Source organism: Dokdonia sp. Asnod2-E02 (genome assembly GCF_045063915.1).
GTDB lineage: Bacteria > Bacteroidota > Bacteroidia > Flavobacteriales > Flavobacteriaceae > Dokdonia.
Window position 1 is genome coordinate 2,241,168 of sequence record NZ_JBEFNX010000005.1, and the last position, 12,473, is coordinate 2,253,640.

At 37.9% G+C, this 12,473-nt stretch carries 12 protein-coding genes; 2 read left to right on the forward strand and 10 right to left on the reverse strand.

Going from position 1 to position 12,473, the window contains the following annotated elements; all coding sequences use genetic code 11:
• Positions 1 to 6: 6 nt before the first annotated feature.
• Genes ACJJVM_RS10135 through ACJJVM_RS10145 form a run of 3 tightly spaced genes read right to left on the reverse strand, consistent with a single transcriptional unit; the run spans position 7 to position 3,227 of the window.
• Positions 7 to 924, reverse strand: coding sequence for a glutaminase (locus ACJJVM_RS10135; protein WP_405211600.1), 918 nt, complete (start codon positions 922 to 924; stop codon positions 7 to 9).
• A 3-nt stretch (positions 925 to 927) separates the two neighbouring features.
• Positions 928 to 1,416, reverse strand: coding sequence for a hypothetical protein (locus ACJJVM_RS10140; RefSeq protein WP_405211601.1), 489 nt, complete (start codon positions 1,414 to 1,416; stop codon positions 928 to 930).
• Positions 1,416 to 3,227: a sodium:solute symporter family protein gene (locus tag ACJJVM_RS10145; RefSeq protein ID WP_405211602.1), complete on the reverse strand. Its 1,812-nt coding sequence runs from the start codon at positions 3,225 to 3,227 to the stop codon at positions 1,416 to 1,418. The genes ACJJVM_RS10140 and ACJJVM_RS10145 overlap by 1 nt, the downstream gene beginning before the upstream one ends.
• Positions 3,228 to 3,427: 200 nt before the next feature.
• Here ACJJVM_RS10145 and ACJJVM_RS10150 point away from each other — a divergent pair, with 200 nt between their 5' ends.
• Positions 3,428 to 3,784: a DUF1801 domain-containing protein gene (locus ACJJVM_RS10150; RefSeq protein ID WP_405211603.1), complete on the forward strand. Its 357-nt coding sequence runs from the start codon at positions 3,428 to 3,430 to the stop codon at positions 3,782 to 3,784.
• A 292-nt stretch (positions 3,785 to 4,076) separates the two neighbouring features.
• On the opposite strand, the gene ACJJVM_RS10155 is transcribed toward ACJJVM_RS10150, so the two are convergent.
• From ACJJVM_RS10155 to ACJJVM_RS10180, 6 genes are all read right to left on the reverse strand, one after another.
• Positions 4,077 to 4,706, reverse strand: coding sequence for a response regulator transcription factor (locus ACJJVM_RS10155; RefSeq protein ID WP_298353672.1), 630 nt, complete (start codon positions 4,704 to 4,706; stop codon positions 4,077 to 4,079).
• A complete protein-coding gene (locus ACJJVM_RS10160; RefSeq protein WP_299150501.1) occupies positions 4,703 to 5,488 on the reverse strand; it encodes a sensor histidine kinase in 786 nt (261 codons plus the stop codon). The genes ACJJVM_RS10155 and ACJJVM_RS10160 overlap by 4 nt, the downstream gene beginning before the upstream one ends.
• Before the next feature lie 124 nt (positions 5,489 to 5,612).
• On the reverse strand, positions 5,613 to 6,248 hold the full coding sequence (locus ACJJVM_RS10165; RefSeq protein WP_405211604.1) for a hypothetical protein: 636 nt from the start codon (positions 6,246 to 6,248) through the stop codon (positions 5,613 to 5,615).
• 283 nt (positions 6,249 to 6,531) lie between these two features.
• Complete coding sequence (locus ACJJVM_RS10170) at positions 6,532 to 7,188, reverse strand: hypothetical protein (protein WP_405211605.1); 657 nt, start codon at positions 7,186 to 7,188, stop codon at positions 6,532 to 6,534.
• 699 nt (positions 7,189 to 7,887) lie between these two features.
• A complete protein-coding gene (locus tag ACJJVM_RS10175) occupies positions 7,888 to 8,535 on the reverse strand; it encodes a hypothetical protein (protein ID WP_405211606.1) in 648 nt (215 codons plus the stop codon).
• Positions 8,536 to 9,365: 830 nt separating this feature from the next.
• On the reverse strand, positions 9,366 to 9,887 hold the full coding sequence (locus ACJJVM_RS10180) for a hypothetical protein (RefSeq protein WP_405211607.1): 522 nt from the start codon (positions 9,885 to 9,887) through the stop codon (positions 9,366 to 9,368).
• Positions 9,888 to 10,052: 165 nt separating this feature from the next.
• Here ACJJVM_RS10180 and ACJJVM_RS10185 point away from each other — a divergent pair, with 165 nt between their 5' ends.
• Entirely contained in the window at positions 10,053 to 10,226 is a 174-nt protein-coding gene (locus tag ACJJVM_RS10185) for a hypothetical protein (RefSeq protein WP_405211608.1), read from the forward strand.
• 674 nt (positions 10,227 to 10,900) lie between these two features.
• On the opposite strand, the gene asnS is transcribed toward ACJJVM_RS10185, so the two are convergent.
• Entirely contained in the window at positions 10,901 to 12,343 is a 1,443-nt protein-coding gene (asnS, locus tag ACJJVM_RS10190) for an asparagine--tRNA ligase (RefSeq protein WP_298353652.1), read from the reverse strand.
• Positions 12,344 to 12,473: the final 130 nt, after the last annotated feature.

The following is a 12,473-nucleotide window of genomic DNA, read 5'->3' on the forward strand; positions in this document are numbered from 1 at the left end:
AATATTTTAAAACACCGTATCCTGTGTTTCATCTGTGAAGTATTGCAAAAACTTCATTCCTCTATAGGAGTTACCTTGTTTGTTAAGTTTAGGGCTCCATACAGCAATTGCATAACTACCAGGCAGTATGGCTACCATACCACCACCTACACCACTTTTACCGGGTAAACCTACTTTATAAGCAAACTCGCCAGCTTCATCATAAAAACCACAGGTTTGCATAATGGCGTTAATGCGTTTGGCTTGATTAGGCGTGACAATTGTTTTACCTGTATTAAACTGCTTCCCACGGTTTGCAAGAAAGCCGAACGTATATGAGAGTTGCTCACACGTCATCTCGATACTACATAGGTGAAAGTATAGGTCTGTAACCTGGTCGCAGGTATTTTTAATATTATTAAACGACTTTATAAAATTTGCAAGTGCAAAGTTGCGATAACCTGTTTGCTGCTCAGAATGAGCAATATTTTCAGAATACTGAAGATCTTCTATACCAGATACCTCACGTACATAATCAAGCAATGCTTCTTTTGGGTTATCAAAAAGCTCACAAATAATATCACATACCACAATAGCTCCTGCATTAATAAGCGGGTTTCTAGGGATGCCATTCTCACTCTCTAGTTGCACTAGTGAGTTAAAGGCGGTTCCAGAGGGTTCAAAATCCATACGTTTCCATAGGTCATCACCTATTTTAGAAAGCACGAGACTAAGTGATAGCACTTTTGCAATACTCTGTATAGAAAATTTTAGAGTCGCATCTCCCGCTGTAAAGACCTCACCGTTCTGGGTGGTGAGACATACGCCAAACTTTGTATCATCTACCTTTGCAAGTTCTGGTATGTAGCTTGCTACATTGCCGCTATTTTCCATAGCGAGTACCTTCTTGTACGTTTTGTCTATTATAGGCTGGCAATCTATCATTGTCTAATTGTTTTGTAGAGTTAACGTCTCAATGAGGCGCACACCTCCATTGCTCGTTTTTTCAAAAAGGAATGAGATACTTTGCCCTTGATAAAACTTAGGGTACTTTGCCTTGCGTTTACGCTTTCGCGAAAGCATCTCTATCACAAACAGATCTGTATCTGTCTCAGAAACATATAGCTGGTATTGTGATCTTCTTTTGTCTCCAGCTTTTTTAAAGCTTTCTATCTCCTTAGGTTGATATAAATCACCAAAGAAGTTTTCAAAATCCTTGTCATTAAAACGGGTATCTAGACCATCTAGCCAAAATGCATAGGCTTGGTTTGTAAAACTTATAGTTTTTGAACCCGTAGCAATTGCTGTCGCACCAGTTTGCTTAAAAACTGATGATTTTTTTACAAGACCAATAGCCTGCTTGTAGGTGTCTGTCGTTTCTTGTGCTTGCAGCCCTAGGCTCAAACACAATATGGTGATAATAAGAGATAATTTCATTAGAGTACTTTTCCTTTTATTTTTTTCCAAACCGCAATGAGCGAAGCTCCAGATGTAAAGCAAAAACTAAGCCCTATGAGTGCATTAGTAAGTTGGCCATAAATGAAGTAACCGGTGGTAAACAAGGTTCCGTAAATTAATACACAGCCTAGTAGCATTGCGACTATTCCCATAGGCACGCTCCACGCTTCTGTGTGTTGTACGATGGGAACTCCCTCTTGGTTTGCAGCGGTGACAATTCCTTTCCAGCCTGGCCCACCTGGTTGTGTTTTTTTATAGAACGCATAAAGTGTTTCTTTAGTTTCTGGTTTTGTGAGATAGGTAACAACAAGCCATATAAGCGTTGAGGTAAACACCACAAAAGGAAACTTAGCATAGCCAGGCATCATCCCGCTAGTGCCAAAAAGTGTTTCTCCCAGCGAGGTAAATTCTATAAGTATAGAAATGATACCAGAGGCGAGCATCGCGCTTATCTCTGTCCACGCATTAATGCGCCACCAGAACCAGCGCAGTATAAAGATGAGTCCAGTACCTGCTCCAAACATTAGTATGATATTAAAAAGCTGTAGCGCATTAGTAAGCGCTAGTGCGATACCTGCACTCACTACCATAAGTATTACTGTGGTGATGCGACCTACAGCGACCAGCTCCTTCTCTGTCGCTTCTGGTTTAATTTGTTGTGCATATACGTCATTTACCACATATGATGCTCCCCAGTTAAGGTGTGTGCTTATCGTACTCATATATGCTGCAGATAGTGATGCAAGCACAAGGCCTAGCAAGCCGCTAGGTAGCATTGTGAGCATTGCAGAGTAGGCAAGATCTTGCCCTAGCTTATCTTCAGAAATATTTGGGAAGGCTTCCTGTATACTTGCGAGGTCGGGAAATACTATAAGTGAGGCTAGTGCTACTAGAATCCACGGCCAGGGGCGTAGCGCGTAGTGCATAATGTTATAAAAGAAGGTTGCACCTATGGCGTGGTTTTCATCTTTGGCAGCGAGCATACGTTGTGCGACATAACCACCACCGCCAGGCTCAGATCCTGGGTACCAAGAGCTCCACCATTGTACCGCTAGTGGTATAATAAGTAGCGTGATGAGCATCTCTGTATTATTAAAATCTGGAAGAATATTAATTTTATCTTTTACATTATCGTGTGTAATAAGCGCTTCAAGCCCTCCTATTTCTGGCATACCTACAATGTAGTATGCCGCGCCAAAGGCCCCTGCCATCGCCACAAAAAACAATATAAAATCTGTGTATACTACGCCTTTAAACCCACCTATGGCGCTAAAGAGTACAGTAATCACACCAGCTACTACCACGGTTGTTACTGGATCAAGACCTAGCATCACTTCACCTATTTTTATGGCAGCTAGGGTTACACCCGCCATAGCCAGTACGTTAAAAACAATGCCTAGATAGATCGCTCTAAAACCTCTTAAAAACCGCGCCGGGGCACCGCCATAACGCAGCTCATAAAACTCAATATCTGTCTTTACCTCAGACTTGCGCCACAGCTTTGCATACACAAAGACGGTGAGCAGTCCAGTGACTAAAAATGCCCACCAGACCCAGTTACCAGATACACCATTAGTACGCACAATATCTGTCACCAGATTAGGCGTATCTGTAGAGAAGGTTGTGGCAACCATAGATAAGCCCAGTAACCACCACGGCATATTACGACCAGATAGAAAATATTGAGTCGTGTTTTTTCCAGCGCTTTTACCTACATAAAAGCCCACGCCTAGTATGATTACAAAGAGCGCTATAATGATGGTAATGTCTAATCCAGATAAGTCTATCATAAGTATGTGCGTAATTTATCTTATATTTAAGTAGAAATACTAGGCGAAAGATAAGCATTCATCGCAATAGTTTTTTTGATTAAGTAGCATCATTATCTCCCTCACAAACCATTCTTGTATATAAGTGTAGTACTATTTTTATTACGCTTTCGCAAAAGCGTGTATAAGTCCATCCCCCACAATTAATTTTTAGTAACGATATGAATCCTGCTCAAGCATATATACTCTCAAAACCAGAACCCTGGCGCACAATGCTTATAGAGCTACAGGCTGTTATAAAAAGTACCGTACCTGAAGTAGAGGAGACATTTAAATGGAATTTACCATTTTATATGCTAGATGGTAAAATGTTTTGTTTTCTCAATTTTAGAAAGTCGTTTGTAGACGTGGGTTTTCCTCGTGGGGTGCAAATAAGTGTTCATAAAGAAGCACTTGTAGGAGGCGAAAAAAGGAAAAATCTAAGGTCGCTACGCTATAAAGAATTAAAAGATGTTGATTTTGAGATGCTTACGGGTATCTTGTTAAACGTAGCCCACAGGGCTGTCACAAATGTGTAATTTTATAAATAGGGCATTTACCCCTAATAATAACGTTATATATAATTGTAAAAAGGGTAAATATCATCTAATTTTATACCTAACAACTTGCCATCCAAATGAATCGTAGTTCTAGCAATAGAATTAAGAATTTGATAGCAAGCCGGGGGGCTTTTGGGGGAAAGCCTCCCTTTTTTAATTTTGCTGCAATTATGCTACTATAATTGTACACTAGTACCACGACTATTTTCAAAAAAAAGCCTCCACAAATCTTTGATTTATGGAGGTTTGAAAGCTTTGGTGAAGCTTAAGTTTATGGTTTAAACAATCCGCTTTTTAGGGCATAAATAACAAGACCTGTTCTGTTTTTTAAATTTAGTTTCGAGAACACACTATCTCTATATCCTTGTACTGTCTTAGGGCTTAAAAACATTACAGATGCAATCTCATTATAAGTCATCTCTGTGCAGGCGTGTTTTATAAACTCTATTTCTCTATCCCTAAGTTCATCTCTGTTATCTCCATCTAGGCTTTTTACAAGAAGCTGGCTCACGGTATTAGTATGGTAATACCCATTTATAATAAGCTCATTAAGAGCGTTTTCTAGTACCTTTTTTTCGGTGTCTTTAAGGAGGTATCCTTTTGCACCTGCGCGTATCATTTTTAAAATAGTATGATCATCCTCCTCTACAGAGAGCGCAAGCACTAGTATGTCTGGATAGAGCTCTTTGAGATTTGTAGTAGCCTCAATACCGTCCATAATAGGCATATTTACATCCATAAGGACTATGTCTGGACGCTTGTTTTCAAACTTAAGGTTGTCTAGTAGCTCTTGCCCATTTTTACAGGTATAAAGCACTTTAAAATTTTCAAATGAATTTACTAAGCCGCTTATGGCCTGGCTGAGTAATGTATGATCATCTACAATAACTATTGTTTTCATAATGATTGTGTTTTATAGTTAAGTGATAGCGTTGTGCCTTCGTTAACTTGTGACATATATTTTATGGTAGCGCCTATAAGCTTTGCGCGTGTTTCTATATTAGTAAGGCCTATACCATTTTTTGCTCTGGCTTTTTCATAATCAAAACCTACTCCGTTATCTTTTACGGTAATGAGTACAGTGTCACCTCTATAGTTGAGGTGTACATCTAGGTGCGTAGCTTTAGAGTGCTTTATGGTGTTTGTAAAAAACTCTTGCAATATTCTAAAGATAATGGTCTCAATCTTTTTATCTATTTCTATTGGGCTGCCAGATATTTTGAGCGATGGTTTTAGATAAGACATTCTCTCAAAGCGTTCTAGCTCTAGGTTAAGTGCCTCTGGTAAAGACATATTTTTAAGCGCCTCTGGGTTTATGAGTTTTGACAGTGCTCGTATCTCAGTAAGACCCTTACCTATGGTTGCTACTGCCTCGTCTAGATCTTGCTGGCTACCACCAGAGTTTTGTGTTTGTATTTTTGCTAGTGTAAGTAGCTGCCCTATATTATCGTGTAGCTCCCAGCTTATGTTACGTAGCGTCTCCTCACGTATCTCTATCTGCGTTTCTGTAATTTCTCTTTCAAAACGTTGTTTTGCCTCTTCTTGTTCTAACAGTAAGCTATTTTTACGTTTCATAAAAACAGAAAATAACACTACTACAACAACCAGCAGTAGTAGTAAAATGGTGATGGCAACAAGCACTATAAAAAGAGTGCCGCTATCTTGATCTTGAATCAGAAACATAGATTGCTATTGGGGTGTGATTAAATTAAGAGTTCAAGATACTTATTTTGGTACGCATTCACCATAGGGCATTTGCCCTTTTAGTTACAGTAGGAGCTTTAAAATTTGCATCTAGAAAGCTTTCTTATAAGACCTCTCTTGCTCTTGGTTTTGTCCATATAAAGCCAAAAACAAGTAAGGCATTTGCAAACAGTAAGGCCGCAGTCTGTACGCCCTTCAAGATATCTAGCATAGCTCTGGAGTAGTTAAAGTCCATCTGCCCTGTCAAAAAAGGAGCCAGCGGAATAAAGGAAATACCAAAAACCAAATAAGCTGTAAAAACAAAAAGTGCTAGCTCATTTTTTACCTGCAAACTGTCATCACTCTTAAGGCGCTCTACGGCATAAATCATAAGTAAAAACACCATTATCACCATTGCGATACTATACGTTTTACTCATATAGAATGTAATTACAGGCACAGTAAAACCTCGTATAATTACTGCGGTCATCATTATAGTAGCAATAACGAGTACGAGTCGTTTTCTGGTTTTATTTTTTATATGATCATAAATCATTTTATAAAATAGGGTGTAAAACAAGAACGCATACAGATTATATACCCAGTGATTATTGTGGTAGTAATGTGAGTAAACTCTAGCCATACCTTCGGTAATAACGGCTATCCAGAGTATGTACAGTATCGTTTTTATGGGCAGGTGTTTGTACTTGTAGAAGAAAATAGTTGCCACAAGTGCCGCTATAATTTCAGATATGTACATTAGGGTGCTCAAGGAGGGGTTTCTTTAAGTTAGTGCTGTAAGGTAATAAATTATAAAGAGTGAACTTGTAAAATATTATACTCCTGGTGTGCTGTGTTACGCTTTCGCGAAAGCGTACTCAAAACCAAATTTTAAAAAAACGAGAGAAACTCCATTTACCGTACACGCGACTTATTATCAAAACGATAATAGAGTGCAATCGCACAAAACAAAGTCGCTACTAAAAATAGTAGAAACAAAATGGTCACGCAGACCAGCCATATGACAAGAACTTCTTCCTTAATCATAAAGTACGATTTATTAAAGTTGCTGAATGTACTCCTCTATAAAAACCAAATGCAATCGTGCCATAACACGCAATTACTGCAATAAATTGAATAAGAAAAATTGCCTCATATATGAAAACACTATCCTTAACAAGGAAGTATCGCGAAAACATTATAACGGGATATGAAATGTGGAATATTAAAAAACCAATACATACCCACAAAAAGATATCTCTGGTGTATGCTGCAATTTTATTACTTTTTAATTGCTCCACTAGATATAGCGTGAGTGCTATAATGATTAAAATAGTAGATAACGTAAATGAGAATACAGGCCAGTCTTTAAAAGGGCCTTGCGTAATCGCAGTAATAGTAAATGCGATAGCGCTTATTATGATTAATACATTTGCTATAGCGATGCGTGTGTGATGTGATAAATGCAATCTTGTGATTATTAATAAGCCTAAACAAACGATAACCTCATAAAAGTTATAAAGTATCTCAACCCTATAGGGTGCTAGTAGTATGTGGCAAGTAAACTCATTAAGGGCGATATACCATAAAAGTGGTAGCATCCATCTTAATGGGGTTGACTTGTACTTTTTATAATATACAGTGGCAGAGATTGCGGCAGCAAACTCAAATAATAGCACGATGTATATTAAGTAATCCATAAGGTATACAGTGTGGCGCTTTAAGTATTAATTTTTTATTTTTTGATTATCATTTTTTCTCCTTGATAAAAACCAAAGGCAATAGTGAGGTATGATAAAATGGACACTGTAAATTGAATATAATTTAACGATCTATGTATTTTGTCTCCGTCACTTACAAACTCTCTTGCGAGTAAGATTACAGGGAATGAAATAAAAAATATTAGAAAACCGAGAGCAATCCATAGAAATAAATTTTTACTCATATTTAATACTTTGTCAGATTTTAATAACTCTATGAAATAGATTAATAATGAAATTAACACAGCAATTGTAAAAATGGTGAAAGTAGTTCTCGAGAATTGTTTAAGTGGGTTTGAAAAATAGATACTTATCAAAAAAGTGAGAAAACAAAAAGCAGAAAGTGCAAATACAATTTTCTTTCTCAATGAATCTGAAATTTGTGTGCCAATCAGATATACAAAACTTGCAGGTACTAAAATGCGATACAAATTGTAAAGTAGGTATCCAGTTTCAGTTCTTGCAAATAAGTACTGACCTAATACCTCATTAATAGGTATGTACCACATTATAATTAGTAGCAATTTGAGTTTTGAATTCCGATACTTATAGAAATATATAGCCGCAAATATTGCTGCTATATATTCAGATGTTATTACTGCAATTTTGAATTCTTCATACATTTAAAACGGCTTAGTTTTATTGAAAATCATCTGGATCATTTTTTGGTGGTGGATTCCAAGGCAAACTATTCCCCGCTAAACTCTGTACGCCATTCTGTATGGGCATTGTTAAGTCTGCTCTATTGGATATCTCAGATGGAATTTTTATAAGTTGCCCTACAGGTACAGCTGTACTTTTATTACCATCTGTTTTTATTGCAAAAGCTACATCATCTCTAATGTCTCCTTTCTGTCCTGCTTCCATTATTGGATTAAGAAAAACAGTTGCTCTTCCATCATTCTCACCTTGTTTATATTGAGAAAAATAAATGCGTAAGCCTGAGATTTTAGTATCATTTGCCAGTTTTGCTTGTTGCTCAATAAAAGTTAGGTATGCCTTAAGTTCTTTGTAGTCCATAGATAATGAGCGAGTCGCTTGTATGTAGCGGTTGTCATTTGGCTTAATAGTGTTACCATCTTCATCTATATTTACAACACTCTCTATAAGTGATACCCGTTGAGTGCCGTATCTATGGTACATATCTTCTGCATCTTGTAAAGGAATGATCGTGCTAGGCTCTAGAAGTACTTCTTCTTCGTGATCACTAGTTTGCGGTTCTCCACCACAACTTAATATTAATAGTCCGCTTACAAAAAGTAAGGCCAGTAATTTAATTGTTTTCATTTGTACAATTGGTTTTGGGTTAGTGTTAAAACGTAAACCAAGCTAGGGAAACACAAGTATACTACCCTTATAGATAGTGGGGTAGGGGTAAATGACCCTTTATGGAAAGTAGGAGCTAGGGCAAATGTTGTTACAGCTTACACTAGCATAAAAAAAGAACTAACCTAGTCCTCTTCTAACTCAGATGCTTTTTTAGAATAGATAAAGCCAAAAGAGAAGATGGTGTACATTAAAAAAACTATGAACCCCATTATGTATGAAAGGTTAATACTCATCTCCATATTATTTGTATACATATTTCTTGCTAATAATATTACGGGTGATGCTATTAAAAACAAGGTAAAACCTAATAAAAAATATGTAAACAATTCCCGAAAGGGGTTGTGTAAGCTATTTGTCTTAAAGAGTCCTATTATATAAAGAAATAAACTTATTAGAGCTATAAGATAGCCAGTAGTTTTAGAGACAAAAAGAACTTCCTTGAAGCCTTTAAATATTAGTTCTGCAAGAAAAATTAATAGTGCTATACCAGAAAGTATCAGAGTTGTATTCTTGAATTTTTTAATCTTAATGTATTTGTAACTCATCCATAATACAAAAAATGTAGTGATGAACCCATAGAGGTTAGTGAGTTGAAATCTTATAATACCTTCTCTAAGTAAGAAATATGCTGCAGCTTCGTGCAATACTACGTACCATAAGTACACACAAAAATATTTGAGAGGTGTTGATTTATATTTCCAAAGAGTAAATAATGAACACAATGCCGCTACTAGCTCTATTGTATGAATCAATATGCGTATCGTGTTCATTATTGTAACACCGTTTAATTAATGATAATCGTTAGGGTCATTTTGTCTCGGCGGTGGTGGATATTCCCAGTCATCACCAGCGAGACTTTGCACATCTCCATTGAGTGATTTTGTGTCAGAAGGTTTAGGTATTTTTCCATCTATAACGTCACCTACGGTGATTGCTTGTTTGTTACCATCTAAGTCTGTATGAATAGCATAAGAAATATCACCATCCACTCCTTTAAATGCAGCTACTGGATTTAGAAAAACAGTTTCTCTACCAGGTTTACCTTTAGTAGGTTTTGTTGCCCCAAAATAGATACGTAGCCCTTTTGGAGTTACTCCAGCTTCTTTTGATTCTTGATCTATAAAAGCGATATACTTTTTTAGCTTTTCATAATCTGCAGTGACAAATCTTGTCGCTTCATAAGGAGGATCTTGACCTCTATATTGGTCGTTTACGTCTTTTTCTATTATAGGAGCGCGATCATCTCCATAAGTTTTGTACAAGTTATCTGCTTCTTGTACAGGGATAATGTTGTCAGGTATCTCTGCCATAGTTTGATACATTTTACGCGGTCTTTCCTTGTGGATTTATTGTAGGCTTATCACGGGTTAAAGCGAAACACTTACTGGGTAAAAGAAAGAACACGTATTAATAATTTGATTTTAGATAATTAATTTGGATTATTATTCATCACCAAAATACAACTTATCATTGTAATGACTACGTTTTCAGGCATATCAAAAAGAAATTTTATTTTGAATAGTGGTTTTGAAGTTGAAGTTGAAGTTGAAACTGAAATCGAACTTGAAGCTGAACTTGAACTTGAACTTGAACCTGAACTTGAACTTGAACCCATTGTCATTTCGACCTTGTGGAGAAATCGCATATGAGTAAGCAAGTCCGAATAAGAACGACGAGTAAGCAACCTCCCTGAGCTAGATAATGAGATCTCTCCTTTCGTCGAGATGACAAAAGCTGAGTATCGATTCTCATTGTAACTAAAGTCCCCTCCTTCGAAGGAGGGCTAGGGAGGATGTTTCACCCGAGTAAGCACGCACTAATTAAGAAGAGTTGAAACTGAACTTGAAATCGAAATTGAAATCGAACCCATTGTCATTTCGACCTTGCGGAGAAATCGCATATGAGTAAGCAAGTCTGAGTAAGAACGACGAGTAAGCAACCTCCCCTGAGCTAGGTAATGAGATCTCTCCTAAGGTCGAGATGACAAGCCGAATTTGTTTCTAAATCTCAACTAAATTCCCCTCCTTCGAAGGAGGGCTAGGGAGGATGTTTCACCCGAGTAAGCACGCACTAATTAAGAAAAGTTGAACTTGAAGTTGAAGTTGAATTTGAAATCGAACTTGAACTTGAAATCGAAATCGAAATCGAACCTGAACTTGAATTTGAACCTGACGTTATTAAAGTCCCCTCATTCGAAGGAGGGCTAGGGAGGATGTTTCACACGAGTAAGCGATCCCTTTCACAAAAAAATCCAATATACCTAAGTACATTGGATTTTATGCGGTGTGTATGCTTTCGCGAAAGCGTACTAAAAAACTTTTTTCTAAAACTCTGCGTGACCCGGGAAACGTGGGTAAGGTATCACGTCGCGTATGTTTGTCATACCAGTTACAAAGAGTACAAGGCGCTCAAAACCAAGACCAAAACCACTATGTGTACACGTTCCAAACTTACGCGTGTCTAGGTACCAAGAAAGCTCCTCCTCAGAGATGTCTAAGGCTGCCATTTTTTCTTTAAGCACATCCAGACGTTCCTCACGTTGTGATCCTCCTACCATCTCACCTATACCTGGGAAGAGTACATCCATCGCTCGTACGGTTTTACCATCTTCGTTAAGACGCATATAGAAAGCTTTGATATTTGCCGGGTAGTCAAATAAGATAACAGGGCACTTAAAGTGCTTCTCTACCAGAAAACGCTCGTGCTCAGACTGTAAATCTGCACCCCACTCGTTTATAGGGTATTTAAATTTCTTTTTCTTGTTAGGCTTACTATTACGTAAGATGTCTATCGCCTCTGTGTAGCTCACACGTTTAAAGTTGTTATCTACTATAAAGTGAAGCTTCTCACGTAGTGGCATTGCAGCACGCTCTGCCGCAGGCTTAGACTGGTCTTCTTTAGTCTGTCTTTCTTCTAGAAAGGCAAGATCGTCTTGGCAGTTTTCTAGCGCGTAGTTTATCACATATTTGATAAAATCTTCGGCGAGGTCCATATTACCATCAAGATCACAAAAAGCCATCTCTGGCTCTACCATCCAGAACTCTGCAAGGTGACGAGAGGTGTTACTATTTTCTGCTCTAAAGGTAGGTCCAAAGGTGTAAATCTTACCTAGACCTAGCGCGTAGGTCTCTCCCTCTAGCTGTCCAGATACGGTAAGATTTGTCTCTTTGCCAAAAAAGTCTTTGCTATAATCTATAGTCCCATCTTCCTTACGTGGTGGGTTTTCTGGATCTAGTGCGCTTACGCGAAACATTTCACCAGCACCCTCTGCATCACTACCAGTTATAATAGGTGTGTGTGCGTGGTAGTATCCGTTTTTATTAAAGTACTCGTGTATTGCAAAAGAGAGCTTAGAGCGTAAACGCATAATCGCCCCAAAGGTATTTGTACGTACTCTTAGGTGTGCTTGCTCACGTAGCTTTTCTAGCGTGTGACGCTTAGGCGATAAGATGGTTTTTTTAAGCTCCTCTGGATCTGCATCACCTTCTATCTCTACTTCTTTTACTTTAATCTCAACGCGTTGTCCTCCACCCTGACTTTCTTCTAGGGTACCAGTAATAGCCACTGCAGCACCTACGGTAATACGTTTAAGTAACGCAGGGTCTGTATTTTCAAAATCAACCACACACTGTAGGTTATTTATCGTAGAGCCATCATTAAGAGCTACAAACTGGTTTGCACGAAAAGATCGTACCCACCCTTTTACGGTAAATTCTTGATGAATAGAATCACTACTCAGTAATTCTACTATAGGTGTATGTGTCATATGTGTTATTTTTTCGGGTTTGCTTGACAGTGGGCAAATATAAAAGTTTTTTGCCGTAGGGCGTAAGGTAAAACACCCTAACTTGAGCTAGCTGTGCGCGGTGGTAATGTGGGTTTTTAGTACGCTTTCG